The organism is Sphingomonas cavernae (genome assembly GCF_003590775.1).
Lineage (GTDB): Bacteria > Pseudomonadota > Alphaproteobacteria > Sphingomonadales > Sphingomonadaceae > Sphingobium_A > Sphingobium_A cavernae.
Genome location: NZ_QYUM01000002.1, coordinates 1164494 through 1180037, shown reverse-complemented (window position 1 = coordinate 1180037; position 15544 = coordinate 1164494). Strand labels below are relative to the sequence as shown.

Genomic DNA, 15544 nt, shown 5'->3' with positions numbered 1-15544 from the left:
ATGGACCAACAACTAATTGTCTTTTTGAACAACTGATGATTGTGTATTCGGAAGTCTATGGAATCACGTCAGGTTCGCCATTTTCTGGCCGCGTACGACACCGGCACATTCGCCGCCGCCGCCGAAAGGCTGGGGCTCAGCCAGCAGGCAGTGAGCAAGAGCATCCTCCGTCTCGAGTCGCAACTGGGCGTACGCCTGTTCGAACGCGACGGGCGCCGCGTCCGCCCAACCGCCTATGCCGAACTGTTCCTGCCGCACGCGCGCACGATCGCGGCGGAGACCGATCGCTTCCGCGCCGATCTGGGCGATATGCTCGGCGGAAGACAGGGGCGCTTGCGGATTGGCGTCGGGCCGAGTGCTGCCGCCGATGTGGTGGCAAGCGCGGTGAAGGCGCTTGTCGCCGAACGCCCCAATGTGCGGTTGAGTGCGCTCGCCGGCATTTATGAGATGATGGTGAACGACCTCCTGCTCGGCAAGCTCGACGTTGTCGTGGCGGTGCGTCAGGTCGACCGGAACGATCCGCTGATCCGTGAAGAAACGCTCGGCGACATCCGCTATGTCGTGCTGGCTGGCGCGAACCACCCGCTTGCGGGGCGTGGCCGCCTGACGCTTGGCGATCTGAAGAGCGCGCGCTGGCTGGTTGGCGCCAATATCGGTGCGGTCGAACAGGCAATCGAGGCGAGCTTTCGCGCTGCACGCGTGCCGCGCCCCCGACCCGAGATTGAGACGACTTCGGTGATCTTCACGCTGGCGATGCTCGATGCGGGCATGCACCTTGCGATCCTGCCCGAGATGCTGGTCGCACGCGATTTGGAGATGGGGCGGCTCGTGCGGATCGACGTCGATGCAGGACCCTGGACGCGCCCGTTGATCGTCGCGACGCGCGTACGTGCGCCCAATCCGCCGATCGTCGACGCCTTCATGGCGAGCCTTATCGCAGCGATGCCTTAAAGTATTCAGAACCAGGCGCGCACGCCCATGACGAAGCTGGTCGCCTCCACATCGTCGCCTGCGGCCCGCGCGAAGCGTGCGGTGTCGCCGATCCTTCGGTCCCAGGAAACACCGATATAGGGCGCAAATTCGCGGGCGATCTCATAGCGCAGGCGCAGTCCCAGTTCGACGTCGCTCAGCCCTGAGCCGATGCCCGTTTCGGGCACATCCTGTGCGGCAAAATTGAGTTCGGCGCGCGGCTGAAGAATCCAGCGCTGCGTGATGCGCTGGTCATAATAGCCTTCCAGCCGGCCAAGCACGTCGCCCTTGTCCGATAGAAACAACGCGCCCTCGACCTCGAACCAATAGGGTGCAAGCCCCTCGAAGCCGATGGTCGCATAGGTGCGCGAGGGGTCGGGGCTGATGTCGTAGCGAACACCCGCCTGCAGATTGAAATAGGGGCCGATCGCACGCGCATAGAGTGCCTGGATTTCGGCATCCTCGACGCCGTCGCCAAAAGCGCCCGAGCCTTCGGTCTTCACCACCAGCCGGTTGATATCGCCGCCGAACCAGCCCTCTGCATCCCATAGAAATCCGTCACGACCCTTGTGAACCCGATACTCGGCAAGATTGAGCATCACCTGCGCGAAGGTTCCGCCGCCATGTTCCTTGCGGAGTTGCCGACGCGAGCCGGACATAGCCTCCTCACCCCAGACCGTATCGGCGTAATCGGGCTCGGGGGCCGTGGGTGCGGGGGCATCGCCGGCAGGAAGCGCGGTGCCGCCCGCGTCGTGCCCCGGCATTTTCTCGCCAGTCCGTTCCATGTCGGACATGTCATGTCCGGCATGGGAGTTGCTCGCCTGAGGCACTTGCTCGCCGGTATTGGGCATTGCGTGTCCGGCATGGGGATCGGCGGCCGGGCTGCCCTTGGTCTGTGAGGGAGGAGTCTTTTGCGCGGGAGCAGGTTTGCAATGCCCCATGGCGGCGTGCTCAGGCGGACAGTCCGTTTGCGCCTGCTGGCTGGCCTGGGCCGCGGCGGGTGCGGCGAGGGCGAGGAGCGATCCTCCGGCGAGCAGGAGGAGGGGCTTCATGCGCCGTCCCCCGTGCGCGGCCGAACCGTCACGACCTGCATCATCCCGGCATGCATGTGGTAGAGCAGATGGCAATGGAAAGCCCAGTCGCCGATCGCGTCGGTCGTGACGTCGAAGGTGACCTTGCCGCCCGGCTGCACCTGGACCGTGTGCTTTCTCGGCGCAAACTCGCCATGTCCGGTGACGAGTTCGAAGAAATGGCCGTGCAGGTGGATCGGGTGCCCCATCATCGTGTCGTTGACGAGCGTGACGCGAACGCGCTCATCCTTGATGAAGGGGATCGGCTCCTTGACCTCGCTCAGTTTTTCGCCGTCGAACGCCCACATATAGCGTTCCATATTGCCGGTGAGATGGACCTCCATCGCGCGGTCGGGCGCGCGGACGTCGGGATTGCGCGTCAGCGCCATGAGGTCGCGATAAACGAGCACCTTATGGCCAACATCGTCGAGGCCCTGCCCGGGTTCCCCCGTCCGGTCGACTGGCATTGGCGAAATCGTCTGGACGGTGGCCGTATCCTTCACGGTCGGCGCAAGCGACATGTCGCGCATCGAATGATTCATGCCACCCGAACCGTGACCCATTGCTACATGATCAACCGGCGCGGGCGTGCAATGACCCATCGCGGCATGCTCCGGCGGACAATCGGTAGCGACGGGGGTCGAACCCTTGCCATGATCCATGCCGCCCATCCCCATGTCCTTCATCGTCGCGAGCGGGCGCGGACGAAGTGGTGGAACTTCGGCGACCAGGCCTTCGCGCGGCGCAAGCGTCGCGCGCGCCATGCCTGAGCGATCGACGCTTTCGCCGACCAGCGTATAGGCGCGGTCCTCGGGTTCGACGATGACGTCATAGGTCTCCGCGACCGCCATCTGGAACTCATCGACGGCAACCGGGCGGACATTGAGCCCGTCCGCCTGGACGATCGTGAGCCTGAGACCGGGGATGCGAACGTTGAAGGTCGTCATTGCGGACGCATTGACGAAGCGCAGCCGGACGCGCTCTCCGGCGCGGAACAGCGCGGTCCAGTTATCCTTCGGCCCATGGCCATTGACGAGGAAGGTGTAGGTCGATCCCGTGACGTCGCTGACATCGGTCGGGTCCATCCGCATGCCGCCCCACATCAACCGATCCTTGAGCGGCTGATCCTTGCCTTCAACCAGTCCTCCGAGCGTCTGCTTCCGATAATTGAAATAGCCGCCCTGCAGCTTCAATTTGCGGAAGATCGCATGCGGGTGGAGCTGGCTGTGATCCGACAGGACGATCACATGTTCGCGGTCCGACGCGATGGGATCGGGACCCGCCGGATCGATGACGATCGGGCCGTAATGACCCATTTGTTCCTGAAGTCCCGAATGGCTGTGATACCAATAGGTGCCCGTCTGCTGAACCGGGAATTCGTAGACGAAGGTCGAACGCGGCTTGATGCCGGGAAAGCTGACGCCGGGCACGCCGTCCATGTGGAACGGCAGGAGCAGGCCGTGCCAATGGATCGAACTGTCCTCGTCGAGGTCGTTGGTGACCGACAGGCGAACCGTCGTGCCTTCCTTCAGGCGGATCAGCGGCGCCGGTACCGTCCCGTTGATCCCGATCGCATGGCTTTCGCGTCCGTCGATCGTCATCATCTGATGCGCGATGCGAAGCGCAATATCGGTTCCCGAGACGGTTGGCAGCGGCCTGGCAATGCCGGCGGAGACCGGTTGAGCCCAGGCGGGGAGCCAGGCCGAAAAGGCAGCGGTACCGCCAGCGAGCGCCGCGCCGCGAAAAAACGTCCGGCGATCGAGCTTGGAAATGGTCATCTTACTTTTCGAGCGCCCCTGCGACTTGCGTGTTTCCCATGAGGGTCAATACGCAAGCGGGGGCTCAATCCCTCAACAATTCTTCGAGTTTCTTGCGCGCGCGATAAAGACGGGTCTCGACGGCTTTCTCGCTGACGCCCAGCACCTGAGCGGTTTCCGCCTGCGACATCCCCTCGATCGTGCGCAGTATCAGCGGCTCCTTGAGCGATGGGGGCAGATTGGCGATCGCGCGGGTGGCACGGGCGAGTTCCATCTTGTCGGCGAGCGCGACGTCGATGGGGGCGGCAGTATCGGCAATTTGCTCCGCAGCGCTGATCGGCTGCGCAAAGGTCAGGAACCGGCGGACCAGCCGCCGCCTGGCCCAGTCATGGCATTTGTTGAGCGCGATCCGCATGATCCACGATCGGAAGGGGCGTGATCCGTCATAACGGTCGAGCGCCGCAAACGCGGCAATGAAGCTGTTCTGCGTGACGTCCAGCGCCTCATCCGCATCGCCGACGCTGCCGAGCGCCATCCGGTAAACCGAATCCCGATGGCGTCGCATCAGCTCGCCATAGGCCGCCTGCCGCCCCGCCAGCGCGAGCCTTGCCAACGCGCCGTCCGAACAATCGGCGAGGTCGGGCGTCACTGGTCCTTGGCCGTCAGCGCTTTCACCACGGCCTCGTCGAACCTGACCGCCTGGTCGGGCCTGAGCACGCCGCGCATCGCGAAGATATGCTCGAGCGTCTCCTTCTGGAGCTGCCCCATCGCCGTGTGCGAAAGATCGACAGCGGCGGCTACCCTTGGCCCATATCCATGTTCGGCTTCGATAGCTTCGGCGAGGCGCGCATTATCGGCCCGGAGCTCGCGTTCGAGCGCACGCCGTCGCAGGGCGAACTGTTTTTCGATCACGTCGATCTTTGCCTGCTGGGCGTCGTCCAGCTTCAACTGCGCGTGCAGCAGTTCGTGAAGCTCATTTTCGACGGGCCGGTCGGGAATCACGAACTCGCGGCCGACAACGACCCCAGCGAGCGCTGCGGCAAACGCGATGATCGCTATGAAAACAATATATTTGTGATTCCGGGTCATTCGGCGCCAAGCAATGTCGAGGGCGCAAGCGTTGGTGGTGCGCCAAGGGGCGAGATCGATGCTGCCCTGACCTGTGTGCCGGGCAACGCCGAACCGGCTATGCCGATGAAGAGCGCCACCACCGCCGCCATGCTGAGTCCGCGTGCGCCGGGTGTCGCCGGCACACCCGCGCGCGCCGCAAGTTCGTCAAAAACCGCGGTGTCGATCACGGCGAGCCCGGGGTGAACCGGGCTTTCGCGCAAACGCGCCAGCATGGCGTCAATGTCGGTCATGGGTCATTCTCCAGTGCATCATTTCCTATACGCAGCCGCAGGGATCCCCCCTCGCGCATATTTTGCGAATGGTTGAGAGATCAATTGCGGGGTGAGTGGGCATCCGAACCTAAGTACGCGTTCCGTAACGGAGAAACCATCGCTTGAGCGATGTAGCGCGCGTCACGACCCTGCACCCCGATCCATTCAACTATATTCTCTTGAACGGGTGCAACGCAATCATCGGAGAAGCATAGCAATAACGAAGAAAATATGACCTTGAGCGACGATTAATCATGACAACTGCAATCGACGCATATTTTCGCGCTATATATAGACAATTGCCTGAGTGCAGACGGCCCATAGGGGACTTCTGAACATACTATAATATCAATGACCGTGAACACATTCATTAAAATTTGAATGTGCATGAGCTGTGTCATTTTCAGCAAAAATATCATGCAAATAATGATCTGAGTCATCCGTGACTCAGGGCAATTTCGTTCGTCATTTATAGGGCAATTGCTCGAGAAATACATCTTCTTTTCTGTGTGAATTACGCAGGCCAATTGTAACAAATCTCGACCGGGGGGTGAATATCATGAAGCGAAGTATTTTCCTGTTTACTGTTGCGCCATTTGCGCTGCTTTCACCTGCGATGGCCCATGAGCCGTCGACCGACGCGGACACGCAGGTCGAGAGCGCGGCGACAGCCGATGCCGGCGCGGAAGCGCGCCCCGGGAACACGTCCCAGGCCGAGGTTTTCTCGACCGGCGTCGCCAAGGGTCGCGATCGTCTGGACAGCGCGACGTCGACCAGCTCACTGCGTGGCGCCGACATCCAGAAGATCGGCGCGCGCTCCGTCGCCGAGGTTCTGCGCAACATCCCCGGCATCCGGGTCGAGGCTTCGGGCGGCGACGTCAACAACAGCTTTACCATCCGCGGCCTGCCGCTCGCATCGTCCGGCTCCAAATATCTGCAGCTCCAGGAAGATGGTCTGCCGGTGCTTGAATATGGCGATCTGTTCGTCGGCGCCGATGTGTTCCTTCGTCCGGACTTCAACCTCAATGCGGTGGAGACGATTCGCGGGGGTTCCGCATCAACCTTCGCGTCCAACTCGCCGGGCGGCGTGATCAACTTCATGTCAAAGACCGGCGATGTCGAAGGCGGCGCGGTCCAGGTCAGCTCGGGTCTCGATTTTGACGAGAAGCGCCTCGACTTCGACTATGGCAGCAGAATCAGCGACACGCTGCGGTTCCACGTGGGCGGCTTCTACCGCACCGGCGAAGGCCCGCGTGAGACCGGCTATACCGCCTATAAGGGCGGTCAGTTGAAGCTGAACGTCACGAAGGAATTCGACGGCGGTTATATCCGGCTCTCGGGCAAATATCTCGACGACCGTACGCCCACCTACCTGTCGGTCCCGATGAGCGTCAGCGGCACGAACGCCGATCCGAACTACAAGGACATCGCGAATTTCGACGTGAACAGCGGCTCGCTGCTGTCGCCGCACGTTGCGAACATCGTGACGCTCGACGGCAACAACAATCTCGCGCGCAAGGATCTGCGCGATGGCATTCATGCGATCGCCAAGTCGGTCGGCCTCGAGGCCCAGTTCGATGTGGCCGGCTGGACCATCACGGAGAAGTTCCGCTACGCCGACCTCTCCGGGCAGATGACGCAGTTCCAGTACGGGCTGACCATGCCTGCCGCGGCGCTTGCCACCACATTCGGCGGCCCCGGCGCGACCCTCAGCTACGCGACCGGTCCCAATGCCGGCCAGGCGATCACCGATCTCGCTTCGCTCAACGGCAATGGTCTGCTCTCGCTGGCGGTGCTTCGCGACATGGAACTCAATTCGCTCGACGTGATGACCAATGACATTCGCGCCACGCGCCAGTGGAATATTGGCGACGGCGTGCTCACGACCACGGTCGGTTTCTACAAGTCGACCCAGGCCGTGGACGCCGACTGGCTCTTCATCTCGGGCATCTCGGACGTCCGCGGCGATGGTCAGGGCGCACTCGTCGACATCACCCGCGCCGGCGGCATTCCGATGACGCAGAATGGCATCGTCGCCTATAGCGGCACGCCCGGCAGCGCCGCCTTCCGCCGCAAATACGACGTCGAATTCGACGTCACGGCGCCCTATGGCTCGCTCAACTACATGATCGGCAAGTTTGCGATCGGCGGCAGCATCCGTTACGACATGGGCAAGGCCGAAGGCTCGCTCTTCGGCGCCGATCTCGGTGGCGGACGCGTGGGCCTGATGTCGTACGACATCAACGGCGACGGCGTGATCTCGTTGCCCGAGCGCAGCACCGCGTTCATCCCGCTTGATCGCCCGGCTCCGGTCAATTTCGATTATGAGTATCTGAGCTACTCGGCCGGCATCAACTACCGCGTCGCCGAGCCGCTCGCCGTCTTCGCGCGCTACAGCCGTGGCGGCCGCGGTGCCGCCGACCGAGTCCTGTTCACGCCGATCGTCAGCGCGACTACCGGCAAGCTGGTCGACGATCGCGCCGGCCACGACACCGTCAAGCAGGCCGAGGCGGGGGTGAAGTATCGCAAGAACAACCTCACGCTAAACCTGACCGGCTTCTGGGCCAAGACGCAGGAGATCAACCAGCAGACGGTTGTCCGGCCCGACGGTTCGCTCGTTCCGCAGATTATTGTCCGCGGATACAAGGCGATGGGCGCCGAGTTCGAAGGCAGCATCCGCCGCGGCCCGTTCAGCCTTACGGCAGGCGCGACCTACACCGACGCGGAAATCGCAAGCGACGCGCTGAATCCGGGGATCGAGGGCAATGTCCCCCGGCACCAGCCCAAGCTGATCTTCCAGGCCACGCCGCAGTTCGAGAACGAGATGTTCACCGTGGGCGCCAACTTCGTCGGCACGACCAGCAGCTTTGCGCAGGACAGTAACCAGCTCAAGATGCCGGGCTTTACCGTGGTCAACGCCTTCCTGCAGTTCCGTCCGACCGAACGGATGCAGTTGTCGCTCAACGCGAACAACCTGTTCGACGTGACAGGCCTTACGGAGGTGGCGCAGTCGACGATCCCCGCCAACGGCATCGTCTCGGTCCGCGCCATCAACGGCCGCACCATCTCGACGTCGCTGCGCTTTAACTTCTGAGTTGAACCGGACAGCCGGGCGCTCGCGTACCGGCTGTCCGGATCGGCCCATCGGGATACCAACCTGGGATGGCGAAGACAGTGAAGATGCTCAACTCCATGAAGATCCCGAGGAAACTCGGCTGGTCTTTCCTCATGATCTGCGTTTCGGCCGCGATCATGATGATCGTGTTTTTCGTGAACATCACGATGATCAGGACCTCGACCGACCAGAACAATCTCAGCCAGTCGATCCATGCTAAGGCACTGGCGCTGGAAACGGGGCTTCTCCGACAGAACAGCCAGCTTCGCGGCTTCCTGGTGACCGGCGACGCCTCATACCTCAAATCCTATGATGAAGGCCGCGACGAATATGACCGCATCTCGGCCGAGCTCGAAGAACAACTGGAGGATCCTGCGCAGCGTGCCGCGGTACGCAAATCGCGCGAGGAAACCCTCGCATGGCGCAGCAAGTGGGGCGACCGCCTGATCGACCGCGTGCAGGCCGGCCAGCGCGACGAGGCACAGGCCGAAGTGCGCGCCGCGGGCAAAGCCGTGCTGGTCAGCGCCGCCGTGCTGCCGCTACGCGATGTGCGCGATGCGCAGGTCGCGCTGATCGAAAAGAATTCCAAGCGCCAGGAAACCGCTATCCGTTCGGCGACGACCGCCCTGATCCTCGGTGGAATCGCGCTGATCGGCATTGCGATCACGCTCGCGCTGATGTTGAGCCGGATGATCGCCGGGCCCATCACCCAACTCACCAGCGTGATGGCCGACCTTGCCGCGGGCAAGAACGACATCGCGGTACCCGACACCGCTCGCGGCGACGAATTGGGCGATATGACGCGCGCGGTCCTCATCTTCCGCGATGCCGCTGTCGCCAAGCAGGCCGCCGAAGAGGCGAACGCGAAGGCGGAGGCCGACCAGAAGATGGTGGTAGAGACAGTCTCGACGCATCTCACCGAGCTCGCTGGCGGCAATCTCACCGCCGAGATAACCCGCGACTTCCCGGGCGACTATGCCGCGGTGAGGACCAACTTCAACGCTGCCTTGAACGCCCTGCGCGGGCTCATCACGTCGGTCACGCAGGCGACCGCCTCGATCCGCACCGGCTCGAGCGAGATCGCCCGGGCCTCCGAGGATCTGGCGCGTCGCACCGAGAGCAATGCCGCCAGCCTTGAGGAGACCGCAGCAGCCATCACGCAGATGGATGGCCGGCTGAAGGCCGGCGCGACGGCTGCATCGCGCACCGTCGAGCGCGCCGACCAGGCGATTTCGACCGTTGGTGGCGGCCGTGCGGTCGCTGACGAGGCGGTCCAGGCGATGGGCCGCGTCTCCGAAAGTGCCAAGGGCATCGACAGCGTTATCGAGGGGCTCGACAAGATCGCCTTCCAGACCCGCGTGCTGGCCATGAACGCCGCCGTGGAGGCGGGGCGCGCCGGCGATGCCGGCCGCGGATTCGCGGTGGTCGCCGATCTTGTCTCGGCGCTCGCCATGCGCGCCGAGGAAGAGGCCAAGCGCGCCCGCGATCAGCTCTCGCTCACCCAGGCCGACATCGGCACCGCAGTGGACGCGGTGCAGAAGGTGGACGGCGCGCTGGCCGACATCTCGAACGATGTGGGCCAGGTCCACGAGCTGCTCGCGACTATGGCCGCCGACAACCAGGCGCAATCGGCCGCGATCACCGAGGTCTCGACTGCCATCGGCACTATGGACCAGGCGACGCAGCAGAACGCCGCAATGGTCGAGGAAACCTCGGCTGCCGCTCGCAACCTCGCCGAGGAAGTCTCGGTGCTTTCCGAGCAGGCGCGCGAGTTCAACGTCGGCGACGTTCCCAGCGCCACGGCTCGGGCGGCGCCGGCACGCTTTGCTGGCACTGCCAGACCGCTGCCAGCGGCCGCCATATCTGCGCTGATACGCCCGCGCGACAGCGCGGACGGCGACTGGCAGGCGTTCTAGGCGACGGCTTTGAAAACCGCGCTGCGGGGCGGCCGGCGACGTGATCGTTCGCCGCCCCGCCAGCCGCGAAGCCGTTCCCTCACATCCCTGATTTCGCCGCAACACCTGTCTGCAGCGGCAAGGAAATTTAGAATGCACATGATCGGCCGTCGCGTATTTGACGGTGAACTTGGGCGCCAGGCCGTGGTCGCGCGTGAACTCGGCTCGCCCTTTGTCGCTGCGGTGCTCGAGGCCGCCCAGCGCCAGCTTGGCCGCGCTCCCTTGACGGCGGCGCTGATCGCACATTGGTCGGGCGACCCGTCCTCGGCGGCACTGGCCATGCGGTTAAACGCGGCGCTCCACGCGCTTGCCAGACGCGACGCGATGCCGGCGCTGAGCGCGCTCTATCAGTACCGGCACGACGATTATGACGGCGCTATCGGCGCGGCGCTGGCGGCCGAAGATGATTTCATTTCGACATGGATGCGAGATACGCCGCAGACCAACGAGGTCGGCCGCGCCGCTGCTGTCGCGGCCGCGCTCATGGTTGCCCGGCGCAAGACGGGCCTGCCGTTCGAGCTTCTCGAACTCGGTTCGAGCTGCGGGCTCAATCTCAATCTCGCGCGCTATGCCTACGACCTCGGCGGCATCGCTGCAGGCGTGGCGGACTCGCCCGTTCGTATCGCGCCGACCTGGCGCGGATCGCCGCCACGGTTAGCGCCCATCGCCGTTGCCGCGGCACGCGGAGTGGATCTCAATCCGCTCGACGCGGGCGACGATGCAACGCGCGAACGCCTGCTCTCCCACGTCTGGGCGGATCAGCCGCAGCGCGCCAGCCGGCTCGAGCAGGCGCTGGCGCTCGCCCGGCTTCACCCGCCCCGGGTCGATCAGGGCAACGCCGTCGCCTGGCTGGCGGAGAGGCTGGATGCGCCACAGCAAGCGGGCCTGTGCCGGGCAGTGTTTCACTCGATGGTCCTGCAATATCTTGCGGAAGAGGACCGCCGCACCATCGCCAACCTGATCCGCCGCGCCGGCGTGCGCGCAACCGCCCGGCGCCCGCTCGCCTGGATCAGCTTCGAATGGACTCCGACCCGAAGCGAGGTGCAGCTTTCGCTCACCTGCTGGCCCACCGGCGAGACACATTGTCTCGCGAAATGCCATGCCTATGGCGACTGGATAGACTGGAGACAGCCAGCCCCGCCTATCGCGCCAGTTCACGCGCACGAGAAGACAGTTTGAGGGCCTCGTCGATCAGGGCTGCCGCGGTTTCGTCGAGGGTTTCGGTAACCGCAATCCGGATGCAGTTTCGGGCTTCCCGACCGAGACGCATGGCGCGGGCGAGGCGCTGATCTGGCGACGTAATCATGTTCATGCATGACAAAATGCAGATCGGGGAAGAAGTTTCCCGATGGGGTCATCGCAAATGTTTGACCGCCAGCCTGAGATCGTGCCTGATATCGCCCGGGGCTCCCCCGCCACGCCGGATAGACTGATGCGCCACCCGACGCCAAATGTTCCCTACACCATCGAACGCCTTGCCTGGAGCGACGCGATTCTCGGAGAGATCGCTCTGGCTGGGGAAATCGTCACACTGAGGAGCGGCTTCGGCTCGGGACTGGCTATCCGGGCGGGAGGGCCCGCCGGACATATCTGGGCGGTCGGCGATCGCGGACCCAATCTGAAGATCGAGGTGGCCGTGAAACGCTACGGATTGCGCGCGCTGAACAAGCTGGCGAAGCTGAAGGGCGCCAAGATCATGCCGCGCGTCGACATTGGTCCAGCGCTTGCCGAGTTGCGCGTCAGCGATGGCGCCGTCGAAATCCTCCGGACGATCCGGCTTGTCTCTGACGATGATGTTCCCGTTTCCGGCCTGCCAATGCCCTCCAGCAACGATCTGCTTGCGGAGCCCGTGTTCGATCTGGCGGGAAGACCGCTTCCGGCGGATCCCAACGGGCTCGACAGTGAAGGCATCGTCGCAATGCGCGATGGCAGTTTCTGGGTGGCAGACGAGTTCGCGCCGTCGCTTGTTCGGGTTGACGCGCAGGGCAGCATCCGGCGGCGGCTGGTTCCTGCAAATTGCAGTGTCAATGGCATGAGCGCGGCGGAAAATGTTCTCCCCGCGATCGCCTCGAGGCGGCAGCTCAATCGCGGCTTTGAAGGGCTGACGCTTTCCCGCGATGAAAAATGGCTGTTTCTTGCCTTTCAGAGTCCGCTCGCCCATCCCGACGAAGCCGCGCATAAAAGGGCGCGCCATGTTCGGCTCTGGCAACTCGACGCCGCGAGCGGCGCGGTGGCGGCTCAATATCTGTATCCACTCGATCCGCCCGAGACGTTTCGACGTGACCGGGCGCGGGGCGGCTTCGCGCGCGAAGATATCAAGGTGAGCGAGATCGTGTGGATCGATGATCACGCATTGCTCGTTCTCGAGCGCGGCTCGGAGACGACAAAAATCTATCGTTGCGATTTTTCGAGCGCACTGGCTCTGCCACCCGAACATCTAGAGATCGAAACACGTCCGACCGTTGAGCAACTGAGCGCCGGTCCGGACCAATTCCCATTGCCGGTGCTCGCAAAAACACTGCTTCTGAGCAGCGACGACATGCCCGAGCTCGTCGCCGATATGGAGGGCATGGCCATAGTTTCGCCGACCGAATTGTTGCTCGTCAACGACAATGATTTCGGGGTCGAAGGGGCAGAGACGAGTTTCTGGAAGGTCACTTTCGACGCCCCAGTTCTGCAATGATCGCTTTGCCGATAGCGCGCCGCTTTGGATGCGAGGCGTTATCAGCCTTCGCTCTGCAGCCGGTCGGCCAGTTGCGCGATCTCATCGGGGTCAAGGATCCAGGTGCGCGTTTTCCTGCCTTCGCGGTGCACGGGCTTGGTCAGCAAGATGCGCGCCTGTGCCTTTGCAAAGGGCTTGAAGGCCGCAAAATGCATCGCACAGTCGCGGATCGTGCCGATAATCGGCGCCTTGCCGTCGAGATCGATGAGCGTCGCGGGTTGGTCCCAGGGGATGGGGGACATGGACTATCTCCGTTATCGGCCTCCTCCAAAACACCGGAGGGTCGGGGAATCAAGCGCGGGAGTTCGATCCGCTCGTGCGTCGGCCGCGCGTCACCGGCAACCGACGCTCTGAAGCGTGGACGCTACTTGCGGGCTTTGCGCTCGGCATAGCGCCGGTCGCGTGCGGCCTTGCGTTCGGCCTCGGTCATTTGCGTGGCGGCGACTTCCGCTTCAGCCGCAGCGCGTGCGGCCGCACGCGCTTCCTCGGCCGCAGCCTTTTTGGCCAGACGTTTCTCGGCGGCGGCGGCTTCGCGCTCGGCCGCCGCTTCCCGCCGCGCTGCCAGCACGGTTTCATCAACGGGCGGTCGCGATTTCAACTTGGTCAGCGCCTTCTGCTTTGCTTCGGCCGCCGCCGCCTGGCGTTCGCTGAACGTGGGTGCCTTGTACGATGCCATGATGTGTCGAGCTCCAATGCGATTTCGTGTCCCCATAGCACCTCTACGCGCGATGTCGCCTGCCAGAGAAGGCTAGCGGGTCTCTTCGCCCTGCTTCCAGAGATCGCGGATGTGCTGAATGACCGCGTCGCCGACAGGATTCCCGGCCAGGCCGCGGCGGATGATCCGCTCCCAATCCGCAAGCGACATCTTCGGTTCGAGCTGCCGGACCCTGATCATCAGCGCACGCGCTTCATCGTCGCTCCCAGTCCGCGCCGCGACGAAAGCCTCGCCGAGATAGCCGCTTGTCGCGCCCGGATTGATCTGCGTCGCCTGGGCATAGGCGCGCGCTGCCGCGTCCCAGTCGCCGCCGCGAACATGCGCAGCACCCCTCCAGATATAGGAAGCGAACAGCGTGTGCGATCCCGGTGCGGCCTTCAGCTCGGCATCGAAATGCGCCAGCGCGTCGTCGATCCGGTCGAGCAACAGGCAGCCGACGCCGCAGCTATAATGCGCCAGCCCGAAATTCGGGCTGAGCTGGATCGCACGCTCGGCGGGGCGGATCGCATCCTGCGGCTGGCCGATATAGTTGAAGGCCTCGGCGACATGCGCCAGCACCATCGCGCTGTCGGGTTCCAGCGCCAGCGCGCGCTCGATATGCTCCCTGATCCCGCGGATCGCATCGGCACTGTCGGGGGTGGTCCACATATAGACGGTCGCCTTGGCATCGGCGAGCATCGCATGCGCCAAGCCGTATTCGGGCGACAGCTCCACAGCGCGCTGCGCCTCGGTCATCGCCTGGACGACCGACTGGGGTGTGATCTGCCGATACGCAGCGATCGCCCGGGTGACGCATTCCCACGCGGTCAGATTAGCGGGTTTGCGAAGGACGCGTTCCATCTCCATGCGATGGACCTGCGAGTCGAGATGCGCGGCGAGGTCGAGCACGAGCTCTTCCTGAAGCGCGGCGAGCTCCGGCAAAGGGCGCTCGAATTTCTGCGTCCACAGGATTGCGCCGCTGGCTGCCTCGACCAGTTGCGCGGTCACGCGCAAGTCTTCGCCGGCGCGGCGGACATTGCCCTCCATGACGTAGCGGACGCCGAGATGGCGGGCCATGATCTCGAGATCGGGTAAGCCGCCGGTGCGGAAGCGCGCGGTCGCCGAGCTCGCGATCACCCGCAGGTTGACGCCCTGTGACAGCGCGTCGATCAGATCCTCGACCATGCCGATCGCAAAGACATCGTCCTCGGGCAGGCCGGAGCGGTTGGTGAACGGCAACACCGCCAGGCTCGGCGCCTCGCCGTGCTGATCACGGGCCGGGGCGGCAATTTGCGGTGATGTCGACGTCTGTTCGACCAGTGGAAGCAACCCGTCCGGGGCCTGTCGAGCGAGCACGCCACGGACATCGCGGACGAAGGCCTGCCACGCGGGATCGTCGACATCGCCCCGCCAGTGGCTGAGTTCGGCGGTCTGAGTCAGTTCGAACATGATTGGCCGCTCGCACGGCTCGATCATGGCGGGGACCAGTGTGCGGTTGCGGTCGGCGAGCGTCGCCTCGGCGCGGACCCAGCGCGAGCCCGTCGAGCGCGGCGACCATAGCACCACCACCGCGCGCGCGCCGCGCAGCGCCGCCTCGGTCACTTCGTCATAGGCTTCACCCGAGCGGAGCGTGACATCCCACCAGACGGAAAGCCCCTCCGCCTCGAGCGCCTCGGCATAAAGCCGGGCGGTCGCCTGGTCGTTCCGGTTGTAGGAGAGAAAGACATCGGGCAAACGGCTCTCCTCGCGCAGATGAATGCTTCAACGAACATGGCCTGACCAGCCGCGAAGCAACCCTGTGCCCGGCAGAGATGGCGCACCCGGCGCCGAAGAGTCGCATCGGGCGCTGGTCTCGCCCTTCGCATGCGATAGATTATGCC

Annotated in this window: 13 protein-coding genes; 5 read left to right on the top strand and 8 right to left on the bottom strand. The window is 63.9% G+C overall.

Annotation, left to right across the window (positions count from 1 at the left end; genetic code table 11):
- The first annotated feature begins 57 nt into the window (after positions 1-57).
- Positions 58-951 (top strand): LysR family transcriptional regulator, encoded by an 894-nt coding sequence (locus tag D3876_RS05795; RefSeq protein ID WP_119760257.1) that lies wholly within the window; start codon positions 58-60, stop codon positions 949-951.
- A 5-nt stretch (positions 952-956) separates the two neighbouring features.
- On the opposite strand, the gene D3876_RS05790 is transcribed toward D3876_RS05795, so the two are convergent.
- The 5 genes from D3876_RS05790 to D3876_RS05770 all read right to left on the bottom strand — a co-directional run bounded on the left by D3876_RS05790 (position 957) and on the right by D3876_RS05770 (position 5157).
- On the bottom strand, positions 957-2021 hold the full coding sequence (locus D3876_RS05790; RefSeq protein ID WP_119760255.1) for a copper resistance protein B: 1065 nt from the start codon (positions 2019-2021) through the stop codon (positions 957-959).
- The gene (locus D3876_RS05785) at positions 2018-3817 is read right to left on the bottom strand and encodes a copper resistance system multicopper oxidase (RefSeq protein WP_119760253.1); all 1800 of its coding nucleotides are present in this window, start codon (positions 3815-3817) and stop codon (positions 2018-2020) included. Before D3876_RS05785 ends, D3876_RS05790 begins: the two co-directional genes overlap by 4 nt.
- Positions 3818-3881: 64 nt before the next feature.
- Positions 3882-4445 carry an RNA polymerase sigma factor gene (locus D3876_RS05780; protein ID WP_119760251.1) on the bottom strand — a complete coding sequence of 188 codons (564 nt, stop codon included), beginning with the start codon at positions 4443-4445 and terminating at the stop codon, positions 3882-3884.
- A complete protein-coding gene (locus D3876_RS05775) occupies positions 4442-4885 on the bottom strand; it encodes a periplasmic heavy metal sensor (RefSeq protein WP_119760249.1) in 444 nt (147 codons plus the stop codon). The genes D3876_RS05780 and D3876_RS05775 overlap by 4 nt, the downstream gene beginning before the upstream one ends.
- Positions 4882-5157, bottom strand: a complete 276-nt coding sequence (locus tag D3876_RS05770) for a hypothetical protein (RefSeq protein ID WP_119760247.1) — start codon at positions 5155-5157, stop codon at positions 4882-4884. Before D3876_RS05770 ends, D3876_RS05775 begins: the two co-directional genes overlap by 4 nt.
- Positions 5158-5737: 580 nt before the next feature.
- Between D3876_RS05770 and D3876_RS05765 the strand changes: the two genes are divergently transcribed.
- The 4 genes from D3876_RS05765 (at position 5738) to D3876_RS05750 (ending at position 12931) form a co-directional block, all read left to right on the top strand.
- On the top strand, positions 5738-8272 hold the full coding sequence (locus D3876_RS05765) for a TonB-dependent receptor domain-containing protein (RefSeq protein WP_119760245.1): 2535 nt from the start codon (positions 5738-5740) through the stop codon (positions 8270-8272).
- 68 nt (positions 8273-8340) lie between these two features.
- Positions 8341-10209, top strand: coding sequence for a methyl-accepting chemotaxis protein (locus tag D3876_RS05760; RefSeq protein ID WP_238475261.1), 1869 nt, complete (start codon positions 8341-8343; stop codon positions 10207-10209).
- 132 nt (positions 10210-10341) lie between these two features.
- Positions 10342-11427, top strand: a complete 1086-nt coding sequence (locus D3876_RS05755; protein ID WP_238475260.1) for a DUF2332 domain-containing protein — start codon at positions 10342-10344, stop codon at positions 11425-11427.
- Positions 11428-11680: 253 nt separating this feature from the next.
- Positions 11681-12931, top strand: coding sequence for an esterase-like activity of phytase family protein (locus tag D3876_RS05750; protein ID WP_182911884.1), 1251 nt, complete (start codon positions 11681-11683; stop codon positions 12929-12931).
- A 41-nt stretch (positions 12932-12972) separates the two neighbouring features.
- Here the strand turns inward: D3876_RS05750 and D3876_RS05745 are convergent, their stop codons facing one another.
- From D3876_RS05745 to D3876_RS05735, 3 genes are all read right to left on the bottom strand, one after another.
- On the bottom strand, positions 12973-13212 hold the full coding sequence (locus tag D3876_RS05745) for a hypothetical protein (protein ID WP_119760242.1): 240 nt from the start codon (positions 13210-13212) through the stop codon (positions 12973-12975).
- 122 nt (positions 13213-13334) lie between these two features.
- Positions 13335-13646, bottom strand: coding sequence for a DUF6481 family protein (locus D3876_RS05740; protein WP_119760240.1), 312 nt, complete (start codon positions 13644-13646; stop codon positions 13335-13337).
- 72 nt (positions 13647-13718) lie between these two features.
- Complete coding sequence (locus D3876_RS05735) at positions 13719-15398, bottom strand: TIR domain-containing protein (protein ID WP_182911883.1); 1680 nt, start codon at positions 15396-15398, stop codon at positions 13719-13721.
- Between the last annotated feature and the right edge of the window lie 146 nt (positions 15399-15544).

Bases quoted from the DNA above. Each gene is read 5' to 3' on its own strand.
- D3876_RS05795 (WP_119760257.1), top strand. From the start codon at position 58: ATGGAATCACGTCAGGTTCGCCATTTTCTGGCCGCGTACGACACCGGC.
- D3876_RS05790 (WP_119760255.1), bottom strand. From the start codon at position 2,021: ATGAAGCCCCTCCTCCTGCTCGCCGGAGGATCGCTCCTCGCCCTCGCC.
- D3876_RS05785 (WP_119760253.1), bottom strand. From the start codon at position 3,817: ATGACCATTTCCAAGCTCGATCGCCGGACGTTTTTTCGCGGCGCGGCG.
- D3876_RS05775 (WP_119760249.1), bottom strand. From the start codon at position 4,885: ATGACCCGGAATCACAAATATATTGTTTTCATAGCGATCATCGCGTTT.
- D3876_RS05770 (WP_119760247.1), bottom strand. From the start codon at position 5,157: ATGACCGACATTGACGCCATGCTGGCGCGTTTGCGCGAAAGCCCGGTT.
- D3876_RS05765 (WP_119760245.1), top strand. From the start codon at position 5,738: ATGAAGCGAAGTATTTTCCTGTTTACTGTTGCGCCATTTGCGCTGCTT.
- D3876_RS05760 (WP_238475261.1), top strand. From the start codon at position 8,341: ATGGCGAAGACAGTGAAGATGCTCAACTCCATGAAGATCCCGAGGAAA.
- D3876_RS05755 (WP_238475260.1), top strand. From the start codon at position 10,342: ATGCACATGATCGGCCGTCGCGTATTTGACGGTGAACTTGGGCGCCAG.
- D3876_RS05750 (WP_182911884.1), top strand. From the start codon at position 11,681: ATGCGCCACCCGACGCCAAATGTTCCCTACACCATCGAACGCCTTGCC.
- D3876_RS05745 (WP_119760242.1), bottom strand. From the start codon at position 13,212: ATGTCCCCCATCCCCTGGGACCAACCCGCGACGCTCATCGATCTCGAC.
- D3876_RS05740 (WP_119760240.1), bottom strand. From the start codon at position 13,646: ATGGCATCGTACAAGGCACCCACGTTCAGCGAACGCCAGGCGGCGGCG.